Below are 17,732 nucleotides of genomic sequence, written 5' to 3' on the forward strand. Positions count from 1 at the left end.
GCAGACGATGACCGCAGCTGCAGCCCGCGTTAACGCCAGGGCCGATGCCGCCGCCGCCGACGCGGCAAACGATGCGCGCGGCGAGGTGACGAAGATCCCCGGCGTGTCGAAGGCGATCGCCGCCAAGGCCGTCAAAAACGGCTACTACCACTTCATCGTCGACATCTGGATTACCGACTTCAATTTCACGGAGTTTGGCCTCTACAAGCGCACGCGCAATCGCGCCAAGTCCCGCCAGTTCACCTCCGACATGGACATCTTCGCCGAGGTCATCGAAGGCGGCGAGCGCACCGGCCTCATCGGCTACCGCGAGGATCTGTGGGAGAAGGCGGAAAGCGTCGACAAGCGCCTCGTCTTCAAGCTGTTCAACGAGTCGTTGAACTGGCGCGCGACGATGGATCTGATGATCGGGCGGTCGCTACAGCAGACGATTGCCTCCCGCGGCATGCCGGTGATGACCTACTCGGTCAATACGGACGAGGACAACTTCATCGTCTACCTCGAGCGGTCGGCCAACAAGTGGCCGCTGCTGCCCGAGAATTTCGGCTTCTTCATTGTCGGCTCGGACGGCAAGCCCGCCTTCTACCGGATCAAGCGCGACCTCATCAATTTCGGCGGCGACTATACCTTGTACGACGAGCGGGGGAAGAACGTCGGCCACCTCGACGGCAAGGTCTTCTCCATCGGCGGCAAGTGGAAAGGCAAGGTCAAGGTCGAGCACGCCGACCGCCGGCTGATCACCGTTCTGCAGCTATTCAGCGCCCTGCAGATCTTCAATGCCGACTGCCGCCGCCACATGAAGCGGCTGTGGAAGGACGTTGGCAGGGGCAAGGTCCGGCCGGCGCTCGATGCGCAGGAATTCGACCTGTACAAGAACCCGCGCCGGGTGCGCTGACCACACTCAGGTTGCGACCTTGTTGATCCGCCCTCGGAGCCGTTGACGGCGGCTCCGGGTTGCGTCTCTCTATCCGTAATGCTGCTCGAACGGGCAAATGCCCAGCGAAGCGGCACATTCGACTGGATCAGAACCAGTCCGGGGATGGGGGATTGCGATGCAAGGAGCCGACGTATTTTTCCTATTGATGGGCGCCATACTCGTTTTCGCGATGCATGGGGGCTTCGCATTTCTTGAGACCGGCACGGTTCGCCACAAGAACCAGGTCAACGCGCTGGTCAAAATCCTGGTCGATTTCGCCGTTTCGACCGTCTTCTATTTCCTGATCGGCTACACGGTCGCCTATGGGGTCGGCTTCTTTGCAGCCGCACCGGCGATCTCCGGCGGCGCTCCCGGATACGAAGCGCAGGGCTACACGCTCGTCCGCTTCTTCTTCCTTTGCACCTTCGCGGCGGCGGTTCCCGCGATCATCTCGGGCGGCATCGCCGAGCGCGCCAAGTTCGCGCCGCAGGCGATCGCGACGGCCGCCCTTGTCGGGCTCTTCTATCCACTGCTGGAAGGCGTCTTCTGGAACGGCAACTTCGGCCTGCAAGAGAGCTTCTTCAACGCGCAGCTCGGCGCGCCCTTCAAGGATTTCGCCGGCTCGATCGTCGTGCATGCCTTTGGCGGTTGGGCGGCGCTAGGTGCCGTCCTCATGCTCGGACCTCGCCTCGGCCGCTACGAGGGACGCGGCATGGCGTCTGCGCCCTCGTCGATTCCGTGGCTCGCCATGGGCTCCTGGCTGCTGTGCATCGGCTGGTTCGGCTTCAACGTGATGAGCGCGCAGCGGCTGGAAGCCGTGTCCGGCCTCGTCGCTATCAACTCATTGATGGCGATGTGCGGCGGTATCATCGTTGCCTACATCATCGGCGATAACGATCCGGGCTTCGTGCACAACGGCGCGCTCGCCGGCCTTGTTGCCGTATGCGCCGGCTCCGACGTCATGCATCCGCTCGGGTCGCTGTTTGTCGGCGGCGTCGCGGGCGCGATCTTCGTGCAGATGTTCCAGGTGTCGACCATCAGATGGAAGATCGACGACGTGCTCGGTGTGTGGGCCCTGCACGGGCTGTGCGGCCTATGGGGCGGCATCGCCTGCGGAATTTTTGGGCTGACGGCGCTCGGCGGCTCCGGCGGTGTGACATTCGCCTCGCAGCTCGTTGGATCGCTGCTCGGCGCAGCCTACGGTTTGGCGGTAGGTGTCGCCGTTTACGGCCTCCTGAAGTTTACGGTCGGCATTCGCCTGACAGCCGACCAGGAACACCGCGGCGCCGACCTGACGATCCACAAGATCAGGGCCAATCCGGAGGAGGACGTGCGCACCTTCGGCACGTAAATCGGAGCCTGCCCGAACATTGGGCAGGCTTTGGATAACCCACGTATTCGGTGGATAACTTCCGCATACGGCATTGTTTGCCGGATGACGTCTGATGGCCGCGTGATACGACCGCCTGGTTGTATGACGTAGTCAGACAGTTATTCAGCGACAGTGAGGTAAGTCATGTCGGGTGATAAGACGTCTCAACGTGCAGCAGCCATCGCCTCCAAGGCGTTGCAGGACCCCAAGTCCCTTACATCGGAAGAAGTTCAGACCCTCGCGGCCTCGGTGCTGAGCCAGCCCGCAAATCAGGGTCAGCAAGGCCAGCAGAAGGGCCAGTCCCAGCAATTCCAGGGACAACCTCAGGGTCAGCAGAAGAAGTAGGCTCGGCTTCTTCGACTAGTCTTTCGATCGAAATTACGCAGCGAGTGGGTATCGTCATGATCCCACTCGCTTGTGCGTTGAGGGCATTGTCGAGATCGCCGACGCTCTGGCACAGCACCTTGATGTCGGCGTCGTCCTTCAGGAGCCAGCCGACCGTGGCGCACTCGATGGCCCGGGTTTGCGGGAGCTGCGAGATATGCCTCCATGCCGGGATCGGCTGCGCGCTGTCCTCCCAACGGATGATGACCAACGGGCAGTCTCTCTTCATCGGCGTCCCAGGCTGATTCGCGCTGGTCGAATCATAACAGGCGTCGCGCCGCGAGCTGTGATTCTGCGGATACGCTCGGCGAAATAGCCTCAGCTCGCGCGGGCGGCCTTGGCGCGTTTGCGTGGAGCGCCGCTGGCCGGTGCGGCGGGAGGAGCATCGTCGGCCGCCGTGTGATCATCGAGGCCCGAGAGAATCGCGCGGGCTCTCCCCTCGATCGCTTGCGTGACCTGCTGCATCAGCGGATGCGCGCCGGCCGGCATCGCGGCGACGTCGGCGGCGGCGTTCTTCGCTTCGGCGAGCGCGCCCTTTGCCAGGGCCTCGACGCGCGCGATGAGGCGCGGCGCGTTGAGGCCGACGTCGGCAGCGAAGCGCTGCCAGTGGCGCCGCTTCAGGTGCTCGCCGCGGGTCTTGCCGGCGATCTTCTGCGCCATGTTGCGCGTCACGTGCTCCCAGGCGAGCCCGCACATCACGTCGTAGATCGGCGCCAGCTTGAACCCCTTGCCGGAGATCATCATCGAGTAGTTCTTGGCGTGCGCGTCGGTGTTGCAGGCGAGCACGTTGAAGACGACGTAGTCGAGCAGGTTGACGACGTCGGGCGCCTGCATGGCGTTGCGCGTCACCGCGAAGATCTCGGCGAGGGTAGGCCCGGGGATGCCGGTCTGGTTCGACTCGTATTTGGCCGACGGCGGCTTGCCGAGCGCCTGGCAGAAATCCTCCTGGTGCAGGCGCCGCCAGCGGCCCTGCTGCTCGATGCGGTCGTAGCGCTTGACCATCAGGTAGGTGCGCTTGCCGGCTTTGCCGGTCGTCACCTCAGGCGTGTTGAGGCCGAGGCGCTTGGCGAGCACCAGGCACAGCGCCTCGTTCTGCACGCCGCCGAACAGTCGCTCCGCATCCGGTTTCAGGATCCACGTCGACGGCGCGCCGTTGATCGGCACGCAGATGCGGTCCTTGGCGTCGACGGCGACGCCGAGCTTCGTCTGCACGCCGGCGAGCGACATCGACACGCCGTCTTCGCCGACGAGAAATGGCTTCGACGGCAGCTCCTCGAGGATTTTCTCCAGCGCCTTGTCGTTCGGCACGGGGCGCCAGTCGGCGGTCGAGGTCGTGCCCGGCTTGCCGATCGACAGCGCGCCGGCCGTGTCGCGGCCGAGCTCGGCCAGGATGCCGATGACGTCCTCAGGCGCGGCGCCGAGCTGCAGGCCGATGGCGCGCAGCTGCGTCGACTCCGGCAGCAGGTTCGCCGCCCAGGGCAGGAACAGCTTGGGCGGCACGCGGCGCGGCGACAGCGGCATCAGCAGCGACAGCGGAAAAGCGCCGCGCGTCGACAGCCAGATGGGCGCGTAGGTGAAGCTCGGGCCGTCGGCATGCACCGCGATGGTGCCGACCCTGCGGTTCTCGTAGTAGACCGCGATCTCAGCCACGGCCGTCGTCCTCGAGATCGGGGAGGTCGTCGCTGAGGTCGGGCAGCAGGGCGTTGTCGTCGTCGTTGTTGGCGCTCATCAGGTCGAACGGACGCAGGCCCACCGCCGCCGCTACGACGAGCGCGCGGCCGAGCTGGCAGGATGCTTTGCCTGCCTCCAGCTCGAGGATGAAGCGGCGGCCGACCCCGGTGGCCAAGGCCAAGTCGTCCTGGCGCATCTTCAGGGCTTCGCGCCGCTCGCGCACCAGCGCACCGAAGTGCTTGGCCTGGGTGCCGGCGGCGGTTTCGACGTCGGATTTCGGGCGGTCGGAGATACGTTCGGATTGGCTGGCCATGAGCGCCTCGGCTGCGATGTTCCCGCTCGGGAAGTTATGGCGGGATTCGCGGCTTTAGGCGAGCCGTTGTTCCCGTTCGGGAACATATGGCGCCGAAACGACGGCTTCAAGGGTAAAAGTACCCGCTCGGGAACACCGAAGCCACGATAGTGCGGTCGCCCGCGTCATTCGGGGTGCGGAACGATAGGGACTACCGAGTCGTGGGCTTTGCGCGTGGCTGAAGACTGTCTGGAAGCTGCGTTGTCCGCCCAAATCGGGCATGGGCGCTAGCCGTCTTCCGCACCTCGCTTTCAAGCACGAGAATCCGATCACGAACCTTAGCTAGGTTTTCGATGGGCTCTGGCGTCGCCGTGAAATATCCAAAGCCGTGGTCATCACTCTTGGACAGGAACACTGCGCCGTCCCTTGAGCGCGTGAACCACAGTCCATGTGCATAGTCATTGCGCGCTGTCCGCAACGCGCTGTATTCGGAGAGTAGCCCGTCGTACTCGTCGCCAAGTTGGGCATTGTTCGGCGACATCTCCAAGAGTTCACGAAGAACGTCGTGGCGGATGTTTGGATTGCGGAGAGTGCGGTAGACGTAGCCAGCGGTGCGTTCGTCTTGTAGCCCCAGAAGTATGGAAAGCAGTTGGGGCATCGCCGTTTCGAGGTGCTCAAACGCCGAGATTATGTTGGCTAGCAGCGCTCCGTATTTTTCGTTGGTAAGTGCGCACGTGTAGGCCTCGCCTCCGGGTGGGCCGCCGTTAAGGTCTATCTGCCACTTATAGCGGCGCTTTTTGCGAGGCGTGTTCATGGCCAATCCAAAAGACAAAAAACAGACGAATGAGTCGATGGAGCGCATGAATGAAACGCTCAAGGCAGCATTGAACACGCTGCCGCGGAAGCACAATAACGAGCCGAAGCGGCGCGGCGATGTGGAAGAATCGCCACCGCCCAAGGGCGGTGAAGCGAAAGGCGAAGTGCGAGAGCGCAGGATAAGCTCTTGCACCACCCAGTGCCTTCACCACAGTCTGCTGCACTGACGGTGAAACACGGAAGGATATTTTATGTGGCTTGAGCTCACGCAGGTTTCTGGAAGTCGGATTTTCGTCAACACGGATCTTGTGATTAGCTTTGAGGGTTTTGGAGACAAGGGTTCAACCCTGCGATTTACAGTTGGAGGTGGGCCGCACGACGTTAACGTGCAGGAGACCCCCGACATGATCGCCAAGCGAACTGGGTCTAGGAGGGCGGGCGGCGCTAGGCGCGCCAAATCGAAATAGAGCAGCGCAAGTAGGCGCCGTCACAAAGACGACCTTGAGTTGCCGGTTAGGCCGCCAATGGATCCAAGGATTGCGGATCGGCGAGAGTCACCACAGGTTCCCGATCGGGAACATTTAGTCGGATGTCGACCGTCGCGGGCACCAAAGTTCCCGATCGGGAACCTCCGAGGGGATGCAAGCGCGTGCAATCGCACTGCAAAGCGCTGCAATTTGACGTGTTTGCACGCCGAGGCGAAGTGATCAGCGGATGCCGAACTCGTTGAAGCACTGGCGCATGTAATCGCACCGGTGCGAGCCGGAGAAGTGCATCGCATCGCCCTTGGCCGGGGAGATGAATTGGCAGATCTCCTCGACGCCGCCCGGCGACAGCCAGCCTTGGCGGCGACCGCGCTGCACGGCGAAGCAGTCGGCGGTTTCCTCGTCGGGACCGCGGAACTGGTGGCCGCACTCGTGCGAGTAGATCCACAGCTTCACCGGCGTCGTCACGCGCGACAACAGCCGCATGTTCATGATCAGAAAGCCGGGATAGGCGGCGCCGTAGTCGTCGAGGTTGTTGTCGATGACGGTGGGGCGCGTGCCGCAATAAAGCTTGATGCCGTCGAGCTTGAACTCGCCCGCCGGGATGATCGTCGCCTCGCCGTTGGTGTGGGAGATGTACTCCTCCGGCGACGGCGACTTGGGGTCTTGCGCCAAGGCCCAAGGCGGCGTTGCCAGCAGTACGATCAGGCCCCAGGCCAAGCGGCGCGCGCCGCGGCGGATGATCATCGCAATCTCTTGGAGTTCCCGGCCCCTAATGGACCCTACCATGGCGCCGTTTAGGGCCTGTTACAAGCGCCGCGCGGTAACGCCCGTGAATGGCTGTGCGTGGCGCGGTCAAGGCCCGGTCAGTCGCCGGCCGCGGCCTCGATCCGCTCCATGTCGGCATCGGAAAAGCCGAAATGGTGCCCGACCTCGTGGACGAGGACGTGGGTCACGACCTCGCCCAGCGTGACGTCGGAATTGGCCCACTCGTCGAGCAGCGGTCGGCGATAGAGAAACACCATGTCGGGCTGCTGCGGTACGTCGAGCAGGCTCTTCTTGTCCAGGCTGACGCCGTGATAGAGGCCGAGGAGGTCGAAGGCGTCGTCGATGCCAAGTGCGTCCAGTACCTCGTCGGTAGCGAAGTCATCGACGCGGATGAGGAGATCGCCGGCCGGTGCACGGAACGCTTCCGGCAGCCGCGCCCACGCCGCCTGCGCCAGCTCCTCGAATGCGGCGAGGTCGGGGGCGCTGACGCACTGCCAATCGATCTTTTTCTGCATGGCTAGCTCGGCTTGCGCGCGACGATGATGGCTTCCTGCAGGGTGAAGACGAGCTCGCCGTTCTCCTCGCGCGGGCGCAGAAACGTGCGCAGGAGATCGTCGTTGAACAGCATCGACTTCAGGACCTCGACCGTTTCAGGCGTGCAGCGCATGCGCTCCGTCCACGGCACGAAGGCGATGTGCTGGTCGAGCAATTCCGAAGTTATGGCAGTGAAACCGGTCTTGCTCATCAGCGCCAGCCACTCCTCCAGCGACAGGGCACGCGCGTGACTTGGATCGCGCGTCCTCTCGAACGTGTTGAACGTCCGCGCCGCATTGAGGGCTTCCGCGGGCGTCGCCAGCGGCAGCATCTTTTCGTCGGGGCTGACGTTGTCGACGAGCGCGAAGAAGCCGCCCGGCTTCATGACGCGGAAGCTATCGGCGACGAACGCGGAAACGTCGGGGAAGTGATGCGCGGCGAGGCGGCAGGTGACGAGGTCGAAGCTCGAATCTGCGAATGACAGCTTGCCAGCCTCGCCCTTCGCCGTTTCGACATTGGTGAGCCCGCGCGCGGCGGCAAGTTTCTCCGTTTCGCGCAGCATCGCGTCGGTGATGTCGGAGGCGACGACACTGGCGACGAGCGGCGCGAACGCCAGCGCCGTGTGGCCTGCTCCCGTGGCGACGTCGAGCGCGCTCCACTCGCGCTGAGTTGGCACCAGCGCAACGAGCCGCGCCAAGCTTGGCCCGCTCGCGTGCACGGCCGACGTCGCGTAGTCGGCTGCCGCCACGCCGAACTGCTTCTGCACCAGCGTTTCGTTCATGTACGCTCCAGTTGTTTTTGCTCGGACGCGGCCGACGCCGCCTGACGGCGCTCGCCGTAGCGGCTAGCGAATTCCTGGCGCACGAAGGTTGCGAACTCGTCCGTCACGGGCGAGCGTCCGGTACGGCGCAGGTGCATGTTGATGCAGAAGGGCGGTAGCGGCGGCAGACCATCGTCGGCCTCCAGCACCGTCAAATTGGACGGCACCGCCGACAGCAGCATCGGCGCGATCGCCGTGTCGGCGTAGAGCGTCGCTTTTACCGCGTCGAGCACGCTCGCCTCGCAGACCGGGCGCCAATCCCGCCGGACGCTTACCAGCGATGCGATGGCGGAAGCGCGGAAGGCGCAGTTGGGACTGCCGAACGAGACCGGCAACGGATGGCGCAAATGCGCCTGGCCGCCCGGCGCGCCGACCCAGACCAGCGGGTCGCGCAAGAGTAGCTCGGCGCCCTTGGGCGTGTCCTTCTGTGTGGTCAGTGCCACGTCGAGCTCACCCTGATCCAGGGCGGCGAGCAGGTCGACGGTGATTCCGGACGTGAGCGTTACTTGTACGCGCGGCCAGGCGCGATCGAAGCGCTTCAGCACCGGCGGAATGTTGGGCTCGACCACGTCGTGCGGCACGCCCACCCGGATCACGCCCTCGTAGTGGGGGCGGCTCATGAGGCCCCAGAGCGCATCGTTGACGGTGAGCATGGCGTGCGCGTGCGGGAGCAGGCGCTCACCGTCGGCGGAGGTGCGCAGCGCGCGGTTGGTGCGGTCGAAGAGCTCTACACCGAGCAGCTCCTCCAGACGCTTCAGCTGCTGGCTGACCGCCGCCTGCGTGAGGCTCAGCAAGTGCGCGGCGCGGGTGACGCTGCCGGTCTCGACGACCGCCACGAAGGCGCGCAGCAGGCCGACATCGATGTTGCGGGTCATGGCGAACCCTCCCGGGTCTCATAACGGGACGTAATGCCGAGCATAATAAACATTCGATTTGTTTATGGAAGCACCGACCCTAGATACCGCTGCGAGACCTCAGCGGGAGACGAAAATGAGCGCGGCAGCGGATTGCGGCAAGGCCCGGCAGAATGGGCGCGGGTGGGCAGGCGGATACCTGTTCGAGGTCGTCGCTTTCGTGCAGCGCGCCGGCGCGGTGGCCCGTCAGCGGCGTGAGCTTTTGCGCCTGGAAGATTCCGCGCTCAAGGATTTCGGCGCATCGCGCGCCGACGCCTGGAACGAAGCCGGCAGGCCCTGGTGGGACCTGCCGAAGGATTGCTAGGTGTTCGCGCCGCTCCAGGAGCGGATATCGACGAAGTGCCCCTCGATGGCCGCTGCTGCCGCCATGATCGGTGACAGCAAATGTGTCCGGCCGAGGCGACCCTGGCGGCCCTCGAAGTTGCGGTTCGACGTCGAGGCGCACCGCTGCTGCGGCTTCAGCTGGTCCGGGTTCATGCCGAGGCACATGGAACAGCCCGGCTCGCGCCATTCGAAGCCGGCATCCTTGAAGATCTTGTCCAGACCCTCCGCTTCCGCCTGCGCCTTTACCAGGCCGGAGCCCGGCACGATCATCGCGTAGGCGAGACGGTCGGAGATCTTCTTGCCCTCGACGATCTTGGCGACCGCGCGCAGATCCTCGATGCGGCCGTTGGTGCACGACCCGATCCACACCACGTCGAGCGGGACGTCGGTCATCTTCGTTCCGGGCTTGAGGCCCATGTAGTCGAGCGCGCGCTGCATCGAGGCGCGCTTGTTCTCGTTGTCGACCTTTGCCGGATCGGGCACGACGCCGGTGATCGAGACCACGTCTTCCGGGCTCGTGCCCCAGGTGACGATGGGCGGCAGCTTCGCCGCGTCGAGCTTCACAATGGCATCGAAGTGGGCGCCCTCGTCCGTGTGCAGCGTCTCCCAGTAACGCATGGCGATATCCCAGGCGCCGCCCTTCGGCGCCTTCGGACGGCCCTTGATGAACTCGTAGGTTTTCTCGTCCGGGGCAATCATGCCGGCGCGCGCCCCGCCTTCGATCGACATGTTGCAGACCGTCATGCGGCCTTCCATCGACAGCGAGCGGATGGCTTCGCCCGCGTATTCGATGACGTGGCCGGTGCCGCCGGCGGTGCCGATCTCGCCGATGATGGCGAGGATGATGTCCTTGGCGCCGACCCCGGCCGGCAGCTTGCCGTCGACGGCGACGAGCATGTTCTTCGCCTTGCGCTGGATCAGCGTCTGCGTGGCGAGCACGTGCTCGACCTCGGACGTGCCGATGCCATGCGCCAGCGCGCCGAAGGCGCCGTGCGTGGAGGTGTGGCTGTCGCCGCAGACGATGGTCGTACCCGGCAGCGTAAAGCCCTGCTCGGGGCCGACGACGTGGACGATGCCTTGGCGCTTGTCGAGCTCGTTGTAGTACTCGACGCCGAAGTCGCGCGCATTGGTGGCGAGCGTCTCGACCTGGATGCGGCTGTCGTCGTCGTCGATGCCCTTGGTACGGTCGGTGGTCGGCACGTTATGGTCGACGACGGCCAGCGTTTTCTCCGGCGCGCGTACTTTGCGACCCGTCATGCGCAGGCCCTCGAAGGCCTGCGGGCTCGTCACCTCGTGGACGAGATGGCGGTCGATGTAGAGAAGGCATGTGCCATCGTCCTGGCGCTCGACCACGTGATCTTCGAAGATCTTGTCGTAGAGTGTCTTAGCCATGCCGTGTCTCATCTCGATGGGCCATTGGAGCAGCCAGCCGCGCGGAATGCCACCCCTCGCGCCCCAGCCGGGGCCGGTCCGCGAAGGTGGAATTGGGTGCTTCTTAGCCGCCGATGCTCAAGAAACTGACCGTTAGATAGCGTCTTGCTCCGCCGCCTGCAAATCCTGCGTCAACTGGTTGGCGGCGGGTCGGCGAGCCGGGTCAGAACTTCCACTGGCGCGCTTGGGCGACGAGGAAATCGCGCAGTACCTGCACCTTTTTGGAGGATTTGAGCTCCTCGGGGTAGCAAAACAGGATCGGCAGGGTCGGCGGGTCGATCTCGGTCAGCACCGGCACCAGGTCCGCCTCGTTATCGGTCATGTAGTCCGGGATCATGCCGATCCCGATGCCGGCGCGGATCGCGTAGCGCAGCGCCACCACGCTATTGGCGCGGAAGGCGGGCTCACGCGGGCCTTTGCCGTCGCGCCCCGCGGTCTCGATCCAGGTGATCGCGGTCAAGTGCTGAGCCGGCTGGCCACTATAGGACACGATGCTGTGGCCTTCGAGCTCGTCCAGGGTCTTCGGCGCGCCGAAACGGCGCACGTACTGCGTCGATGCAAACGCGCGGACGCGGCTCGTGAAAAGCATGCGGCGGATCAGGTCCGAATGCGGCGGCTCGCGCGTCCAGATGGCGACATCTGCCGCGCGCATGCCGATGTCGACCTGGTCGTCGTTGAGGGAGAGCTCGATGCGGATCTCCGGATAGAGATCCTGGAACTGCCGCAGGCGCTGCGTCAGCCAGATCGTGCCGAAGCCGACCGGCGCCGTGATGCACAGCTCGCCCGAAGGTTTCGACGTCGTATCGGAGAGCAGCGTCTCGGCGGTGTGGAGCTTGTTGATCACGTCCGAGGTCGTGCGATGCAAGAGCTCGCCCTGCTCGGTGAGCACGAGGCCGCGCGCGTGCCGATGGAACAGCGACACCTTCAAATCGCGCTCTAAGGCCGATACTTGACGGCTCACGGCCGACTGGCTCATGTGCAGCGCGTCGCCGGCGTGCGTGAAGCTCCCCGCTTCGGCGGCCGCGTGAAAGATCCTGAGCTTGTCCCAGTCCATGAAGCGGGTTCCGCTAGAGATGCTCGGGCAGGGTGCCGAGGCCTGCAAAATTGGCCGGAAACGTCGACGGCGCGGCCTTTGCTGCGCTGCAACTTAGACCACCACCCCAAGCATGAATAGGGCGACCGGGGGGCGCAGCCCATATATGCGGGTGCAACCCAAATCTGGAATCAAAGGAAGGCTTGAGATGAAGTCTGTCGGTATCGCAGCGGCACTTGTCGTCGCAGGGTCATTGTTCGGCACCGCCGCCGCCCAGCCGACCGTGCTGTGGGAGACGAGCGGACTGAAGACGCCGGAGTCGGCGCTGCCCGTGCCGGCTGAAGGGTTCGCCTACGTGAGCAACGTGGCCGGCAAACCGACCGACAAAGACGGCAATGGCTTCATCTCGAAGGTGTCGCTCGCCGACGGCAAGATCATCGCGCTCGAATGGGCGAAGGGAATGGACGCGCCAAAGGGCATGGCCCTCGCCGGCGGCAAACTCTACACGTCCGACATCGACAAGCTCGTCGAGATCGAACCGGCAACCGGCAAGGTTGTTGCCAAGTACGAGGCACCCGGCTCGCAGTTCCTCAACGACGTTGCCGCCGATGCGCAGGGGAACGTGTATGTTTCCGACTCAAGCGCCAGCACGATCTGGAAGCTGACCGCCGGTAAGCTCGAGAAGTGGATCGACGACAAGGCGCTGAAGTTCCCCAACGGCTTGCACGTGGCGGGCGACAAGCTGATCGTCGCGGCCTGGGGCCCACCTGGAACTTCCGATAAGGCGGCGGCCTCACCGTCGAACCTCGTCGAGGTGAACATCGCCGACAAGTCGATCAAGGATCTGGGTGACGGTACGCCCGTCGGCAACCTCGACGGCATCGAGCCCGACGGCAACGACTACATCGTCTCGGACTGGGTGGCCGGAAAGGTGTTCCGCATCGCCAAATCGGGCAAGGCCGAGCTGATTCTCGATCTCGACCAGGGCACCGCCGATATCGGCTACGTGCCGGATCAGAAGCTGCTGCTCATCCCGATGATGATGAGCGACAAGCTCATCGCCTACCGCGTGCAGTAGGTGGCAGCGGCGCGCGGCAACCCCGCGCGCCTCTTATTCTGCCGTTATTGGCCCGGCGCCGGGGCGACGTCCTCTCTAAGCTCCTTCTGTGCTTCCTCGCCAAGCACCTTCATCATCGGGCCGACGACGAGATCACCCGATGGCGAGTCCTGGCTTGGCTCTGCGCACTGACCCGTGCTCGCGTCATAGAGACCGTTCTTCGCGGCGCAATCCGCTGCACCATCGTGGCTGGACGCAGGTCCGTCCCCCGCGTGCACGGCCGGCATTGAAAGCGCAAGGCAAGCGGCCACGCAGACGCACTTCCAGAATTTCATTGAAGTCCCCCATATCGGTTAGTGCGATTGGCTTCGGTAAGCCGTATTAGCGACGGCGGAGGTTTCCTACCGCCTCACGGCATTCTGATGGCCGATCCGTCTAGGCCGTTATTCTGCCGCTTCCGTCTCAGCCTCGATCTCGAGCGTGGCGAAATAGCGCTCGGCCTCGAGTGCCGCCATGCAGCCCATGGCCGCCGCGGTCACCGCCTGGCGATAGACCTCGTCCTTCACGTCGCCCGCCGCATAGACGCCAGGGATGGCAGTCGCGGTCGAATCCGGCCGCGTGACGATGTAGCCCGAGTGATTGAGTTCGACCTGGCCTTTGAACAGGCTCGTTGCCGGCGAATGGCCGATGGCGATGAACACGCCGTCTGCTGGCAACTTTGTTATGGCGCCGGTCTTGGTGCTCTTCACGCGCACGCCCGTGACGGACTTTGGATCCTCGGTGCCGACGATCTCCTCGACGGCGTGATCCCAAACCACTTCGATCTTGGGATTCTTGAACAGCCGGTCCTGCAGGATCTTCTCGGCGCGGAAGTGGTCGCGCCGGTGCACGACGGTGACCTTCTTGGCGAAGTTGGTGAGGAAAATGGCCTCCTCAACGGCGGTATTGCCGCCGCCGACGACGACGACATCCTTGCCCTTGTAGAAGAAGCCGTCGCAGGTCGCGCACGCCGAAACGCCATGCCCCTTGAACAGCTCCTCCGACTCGATGCCGAGCCAGCGTGCCTGTGCGCCGGTGCAGATGATGAGCGCGTCGCAGGTGTAGGTATCGCCGGACTCGCCCTTGAGCTTGAACGGCCGCTTCTTCAGATCGACCTTGGCGATCTGGTCCATGACGATCTCGGTGCCGACGTGCTCGGCCTGGGCGCGCATCTGCTCCATGAGCCAGGGGCCCTGGATCACGTCGGCGAAGCCCGGGTAGTTTTCGACGTCGGTGGTGATGGTGAGCTGCCCGCCCGGCTGCGAGCCCTCGATCAGCAGCGGCTTCAGCATGGCGCGAGCGGCATAGATGGCGGCCGTGTAGCCGGCCGGTCCCGAACCGAGGATCAGCACCTTCGCGTGCCTGGCGTTGGCCATATTACCCTCCTGCCCGGCCCGCAAATGCGCGTCCGAGGGCCCCTAAGATTGGGCTGCACTTAGACCTGTACAAGTGCCAAGGTCAATGCACGCCAGCCGCCAAGCTGGGGGCAGACGACGGCCCTGCAATCTCCGCCGTTAAGCTGATGCCGCGCCACACGTTGTCCGCTCGAGCCGTGCTACGCTAGCCTGGGGCTGGGGAGCCAAGGGACAGGGTTCGCGTCATGTCGAAAGTGACAACGAGTGTGTTCGGCGCGTTGGACGACGCCTGGACGAGCGTCTGCTGGCCGCTCATCGGTCTCCTCAACTTCTTCTTCCGCCCCGACCCCCAGACGGGCGCCGTCGCGCTATGGAAGGTGGCCCTGTGGCTCGCCGCCAACACGGCCATCCTCTATTTGGCGGTCACGGGCCTCAACACCCAACCGCTGTTCTGGACTCTGGCCGTATTCCTCATCGTGCACATCCTCATCATCTCCGGCAGTCTGCGGATCATGTACGAGGAGAAGCGGGTGATGGAAGGCGCCATGGCCGCCGACAAGATGACGTTCTCGGCGCTTGACGCCGTCAACAACGTGCCGATCCTCGCTTCGTCCACCGTGTTCTACGTGCTCGGATTGGCGGCACTGATCCAGACGGTGGAGCACACCGGTTTGGCGCAGATCCTCCGCAACCGGCCGACGCTAAATCATGAGTACGGCGAATACCTCGCCTGCGTCCTGAATGAGGTGCCGATCGTCACCTCGGTTCTCAACGCGTGGGCCAACCTCGTCGACCTATCCGACAACATGAGCGCGCAGATCGTCTACAACGGCTGGACCGGCAACGCTGTGCGCCTGATCATCGTCGTGACGCTCTCGATTATCGTCGTGCGCGCCCTGCTGCTGCGGTTGACGCAATGGAGCCATCAGCTGTCGATGGCGCATGCCCTGGAGAACGGCACCGTCAGCCCGGAAAGCGTGAAGAAGCGCCTTGTGCGCGTGCCAACCACGCTGAACAACCACTTGATGCGCACGGCGCTGACGCATCCCGACACCGCCGTGCGCCGGCGGGCGCTCGCCGCCATGGCGCGGCTCGAGGTTCCGAACTTTGCGCGTGAGTTCCTCGAGAAGCTCGGCCAACACATCGAGCGCGATCTGGGTCTGGCACACATCCGCGAGACGCTCGCCGCCATGAATGCCACCGCGCGCGAGAGCATGGCGGGCGAACTCACTTCGGTAATCGAGAAACAGATGCTGTCGATCAAAGATGCGATCGACATGCAGACCAAGCAGCGGTTGCAAGAGCTGCGCTCGATCCTGACGCGCGCCTAGAAGATTTGTCGGAGTAACGGGCGACATGCACGATCGGGTAGCGGGCGTTTCGACCAGCGAGCCGCCCGAGACCGGGCTTGCCGACACTGCACGGCGCCTGAAGGCCATCTTCGTAGGCTCGGCCGGTAATCTCGTCGAGTGGTTCGACTTCTACGCCTACTCGGCATTCGCGCTCTACTTCGCCAAGTCGTTCTTCCCTTCGGAAAGCCAGACGGCGCAGCTGTTGAACGCCGCGGCAATCTTCGCTGTCGGCTTCCTGATGCGCCCCTTCGGCGGCTGGCTGTTCGGCCACGTCGCCGACCGGCACGGACGGCGTCTGTCGCTCACCATTTCGGTTTTGATGATGTGCGCGGGCTCGCTCATCATCGCGGTGACGCCGACCTACGCGACCATCGGCATCGCAGCGCCCCTGGTCCTTCTGTTCGCACGGCTGGTGCAGGGCCTGAGCCTCGGCGGCGAGTACGGCACCAGCGCAACATACCTGAGCGAGGTCGCACACCCCGAGCACCGCGGCTTCTACTCGAGCTTCCAGTACGTGACGCTCATTGGTGGCCAGCTGCTCGCCATGCTCGTCCTGCTGTTCCTGCAAAAGCTTCTGCTGACGCCCGAGCAGCTCGATGCGTGGGGCTGGCGCATACCGTTCTTCATTGGCGCCTGCCTCGCCGTCGTCGTCTACTTCATGCGGCGCGACATGCACGAGAGCGAAGCCTTCGTTGAGGCCCAGGCACGGGGCGTGAGCGAAAGCCCTCTGAAAGGATTGCTGCGTCACCCGCGCGAGGTGGCGATCGTCGTCGGGCTGACACTCGGCGGCACGGTCGCCTTCTACACGTACACGACGTACATGCAGAAGTTCCTGGTCAACTCCGTCGGGCTGTCGAAGGATACGTCGACCGTCATCGCGGCGAGCACCCTGTTCTTTTACATGTGCCTGCAGCCAGTTGTCGGCGCGATCTCGGACATCGTCGGCCGGCGCCCCGTGTTGTTGACCTTCGGCGTGTTGGGCACACTTTTGACCGTTCCGATTCTCACCGCCTTGCAGAACACCGACAGCGCCTGGACGGCCTTCTTCCTCATCATGGGCGCGCTGGTGATCGTCAGCGGCTACACCGCAATCAACGCGGTGGTGAAGGCTGAGCTGTTTCCGACCGGCGTGCGCGCCATGGGCGTGGGATTTCCCTACGCGATCACCGTGGCGCTATTCGGGGGTACCGCCGAATACGTGGCGCTGTATCTCAAGGAAATCGGACACGAGTCCGCCTTCTTTTGGTATGTGACCGGCTGCATTGCAGTGTCGCTGGCCGTGTATGCCTTTATGCGCGACACCCGTCTTCATAGCGCCATGGAACAGTCGCGGTAAAAGGTAGAGGGCGCGGGCGGTCTGGCGTCATCAAGCGCAACGCGCGCCGGCAGTGGGCGCTGGGGACTTCGAGGCTGACACGTATGGCGACGTTGAGCGACATACCAGCGCTGCGACTCGGCAGGCTTTTCGGCATACCCATCTTTGTTGACGTCACCTTCCTACTCGCTGTCCTCACCATCTTTTTCGGCGTGGTGCGGCGCCAGTTCCCGAGCCTTGCGGACTACGGCATCGTCGTCTTGCTGGTGACGGCGGGCGTGTTCCTGTCGATCCTCACTCATGAGCTTGGGCATGCGCTTGTGGCGCGCCGGTTCGGGCTCTATGCCGACGAGATCCGCATCGGCGGGTTTTACGGCCTCGCGATCTTGGCGGGCTCGCCGGCGCGCCGCATCGACAGCATTCTCATCCTGCTGGCGGGGCCGCTCGCCAACGCCATCAACTCCATTCTGCTGCTCCTAGCCCTTGGGATGCCGACGCTTACGGATTCGCTTTACCTCGGCACTCCCATGTTTGCCTCGCCGGCCACCGACGTTCCGGTGTTGCGCGTTTCGCTTCAGTGGCTCGCCTACGTCAACGTGGGCATCGTGATTTTCAATCTGATGCCGGCGTTTCCCCTGGACGGCGGGCGCATCGCCCGCCTGCTCCTCGGCAACGTCCTCGCCGACGCCGCAGCGGTGCGCCTCGTTGCGGGTGCCGGCCTCCTCATGGGGGTATGGAGCGTGTTCGGAATTGCCAGCTATCCGGCTCTCCTCCTGGCCGGACCTATGCTCGCGCTGGCCAACTACGCCATCTGGAGGGGCGAACTGGCGGCGCCGGCGGATTAGGCAGCTGCT

19 protein-coding genes are annotated in these 17,732 nt (G+C 64.1%); 9 read left to right on the forward strand and 10 right to left on the reverse strand.

Going from position 1 to position 17,732, the window contains the following annotated elements; all coding sequences use genetic code 11:
* Positions 1-7 precede the first annotated feature (7 nt).
* From GIW81_RS11540 to GIW81_RS11550, 3 genes are all read left to right on the forward strand, one after another.
* A complete protein-coding gene (locus GIW81_RS11540; RefSeq protein WP_154739320.1) occupies positions 8-895 on the forward strand; it encodes an LURP-one-related/scramblase family protein in 888 nt (295 codons plus the stop codon).
* Between the two features lie 157 nt (positions 896-1,052).
* The gene (locus GIW81_RS11545) at positions 1,053-2,267 is read left to right on the forward strand and encodes an ammonium transporter (RefSeq protein WP_154739321.1); all 1,215 of its coding nucleotides are present in this window, start codon (positions 1,053-1,055) and stop codon (positions 2,265-2,267) included.
* A gap of 165 nt (positions 2,268-2,432) precedes the next feature.
* Positions 2,433-2,633, forward strand: coding sequence for a hypothetical protein (locus GIW81_RS11550; protein WP_154739322.1), 201 nt, complete (start codon positions 2,433-2,435; stop codon positions 2,631-2,633).
* A 357-nt stretch (positions 2,634-2,990) separates the two neighbouring features.
* On the opposite strand, the gene GIW81_RS11555 is transcribed toward GIW81_RS11550, so the two are convergent.
* The 3 genes from GIW81_RS11555 to GIW81_RS11565 form a co-directional block, all read right to left on the reverse strand.
* Complete coding sequence (locus tag GIW81_RS11555; RefSeq protein ID WP_210251929.1) at positions 2,991-4,322, reverse strand: type II toxin-antitoxin system HipA family toxin; 1,332 nt, start codon at positions 4,320-4,322, stop codon at positions 2,991-2,993.
* The gene (locus tag GIW81_RS11560) at positions 4,315-4,656 is read right to left on the reverse strand and encodes a helix-turn-helix domain-containing protein (RefSeq protein WP_154739323.1); all 342 of its coding nucleotides are present in this window, start codon (positions 4,654-4,656) and stop codon (positions 4,315-4,317) included. The genes GIW81_RS11555 and GIW81_RS11560 overlap by 8 nt, the downstream gene beginning before the upstream one ends.
* 190 nt (positions 4,657-4,846) lie before the next feature.
* Positions 4,847-5,449, reverse strand: a complete 603-nt coding sequence (locus GIW81_RS11565; protein ID WP_154739324.1) for a hypothetical protein — start codon at positions 5,447-5,449, stop codon at positions 4,847-4,849.
* Between GIW81_RS11565 and GIW81_RS11570 the strand changes: the two genes are divergently transcribed.
* Positions 5,448-5,678, forward strand: a complete 231-nt coding sequence (locus tag GIW81_RS11570) for a hypothetical protein (protein WP_154739325.1) — start codon at positions 5,448-5,450, stop codon at positions 5,676-5,678. The genes GIW81_RS11565 and GIW81_RS11570 overlap by 2 nt on opposite strands.
* 480 nt (positions 5,679-6,158) lie before the next feature.
* Here the strand turns inward: GIW81_RS11570 and GIW81_RS11575 are convergent, their stop codons facing one another.
* The 4 genes from GIW81_RS11575 to GIW81_RS11590 all read right to left on the reverse strand — a co-directional run bounded on the left by GIW81_RS11575 (position 6,159) and on the right by GIW81_RS11590 (position 8,933).
* A complete protein-coding gene (locus tag GIW81_RS11575; protein ID WP_154739326.1) occupies positions 6,159-6,683 on the reverse strand; it encodes a hypothetical protein in 525 nt (174 codons plus the stop codon).
* Positions 6,684-6,802: 119 nt separating this feature from the next.
* Positions 6,803-7,219 (reverse strand): metallopeptidase family protein, encoded by a 417-nt coding sequence (locus tag GIW81_RS11580; protein WP_154739327.1) that lies wholly within the window; start codon positions 7,217-7,219, stop codon positions 6,803-6,805.
* A gap of 2 nt (positions 7,220-7,221) precedes the next feature.
* The gene (locus GIW81_RS11585; RefSeq protein WP_154739328.1) at positions 7,222-8,019 is read right to left on the reverse strand and encodes a class I SAM-dependent methyltransferase; all 798 of its coding nucleotides are present in this window, start codon (positions 8,017-8,019) and stop codon (positions 7,222-7,224) included.
* Positions 8,016-8,933, reverse strand: a complete 918-nt coding sequence (locus GIW81_RS11590; RefSeq protein ID WP_154739329.1) for a LysR family transcriptional regulator — start codon at positions 8,931-8,933, stop codon at positions 8,016-8,018. The genes GIW81_RS11585 and GIW81_RS11590 overlap by 4 nt, the downstream gene beginning before the upstream one ends.
* A 115-nt stretch (positions 8,934-9,048) precedes the next feature.
* Between GIW81_RS11590 and GIW81_RS11595 the strand changes: the two genes are divergently transcribed.
* On the forward strand, positions 9,049-9,276 hold the full coding sequence (locus GIW81_RS11595; RefSeq protein ID WP_154739330.1) for a DUF1127 domain-containing protein: 228 nt from the start codon (positions 9,049-9,051) through the stop codon (positions 9,274-9,276).
* Here the strand turns inward: GIW81_RS11595 and leuC are convergent.
* Positions 9,273-10,688: a 3-isopropylmalate dehydratase large subunit gene (leuC, locus tag GIW81_RS11600; protein ID WP_154739331.1), complete on the reverse strand. Its 1,416-nt coding sequence runs from the start codon at positions 10,686-10,688 to the stop codon at positions 9,273-9,275. The genes GIW81_RS11595 and leuC overlap by 4 nt on opposite strands.
* A gap of 202 nt (positions 10,689-10,890) precedes the next feature.
* On the reverse strand, positions 10,891-11,781 hold the full coding sequence (locus tag GIW81_RS11605; protein ID WP_154739332.1) for a LysR family transcriptional regulator: 891 nt from the start codon (positions 11,779-11,781) through the stop codon (positions 10,891-10,893).
* A gap of 187 nt (positions 11,782-11,968) precedes the next feature.
* Here GIW81_RS11605 and GIW81_RS11610 point away from each other — a divergent pair, with 187 nt between their 5' ends.
* Positions 11,969-12,838 carry an SMP-30/gluconolactonase/LRE family protein gene (locus GIW81_RS11610; RefSeq protein ID WP_154739333.1) on the forward strand — a complete coding sequence of 290 codons (870 nt, stop codon included), beginning with the start codon at positions 11,969-11,971 and terminating at the stop codon, positions 12,836-12,838.
* A gap of 422 nt (positions 12,839-13,260) precedes the next feature.
* Here GIW81_RS11610 and trxB read toward each other — a convergent pair whose 3' ends face one another.
* A complete protein-coding gene (gene trxB, locus GIW81_RS11615; protein WP_154739334.1) occupies positions 13,261-14,232 on the reverse strand; it encodes a thioredoxin-disulfide reductase in 972 nt (323 codons plus the stop codon).
* 224 nt (positions 14,233-14,456) lie between these two features.
* Between trxB and GIW81_RS11620 the strand changes: the two genes are divergently transcribed.
* From GIW81_RS11620 to GIW81_RS11630, 3 genes are all read left to right on the forward strand, one after another.
* Complete coding sequence (locus GIW81_RS11620) at positions 14,457-15,542, forward strand: hypothetical protein (protein WP_154739335.1); 1,086 nt, start codon at positions 14,457-14,459, stop codon at positions 15,540-15,542.
* 25 nt (positions 15,543-15,567) lie between these two features.
* A complete protein-coding gene (locus GIW81_RS11625) occupies positions 15,568-16,899 on the forward strand; it encodes an MFS transporter (RefSeq protein WP_154739336.1) in 1,332 nt (443 codons plus the stop codon).
* Positions 16,900-16,982: 83 nt separating this feature from the next.
* A complete protein-coding gene (locus GIW81_RS11630; protein ID WP_154739337.1) occupies positions 16,983-17,723 on the forward strand; it encodes a M50 family metallopeptidase in 741 nt (246 codons plus the stop codon).
* The last annotated feature ends 9 nt before the right edge of the window (positions 17,724-17,732 follow it).

This window comes from Hyphomicrobium album, assembly GCF_009708035.1.
Taxonomy (GTDB): domain Bacteria; phylum Pseudomonadota; class Alphaproteobacteria; order Rhizobiales; family Hyphomicrobiaceae; genus Hyphomicrobium_A; species Hyphomicrobium_A album.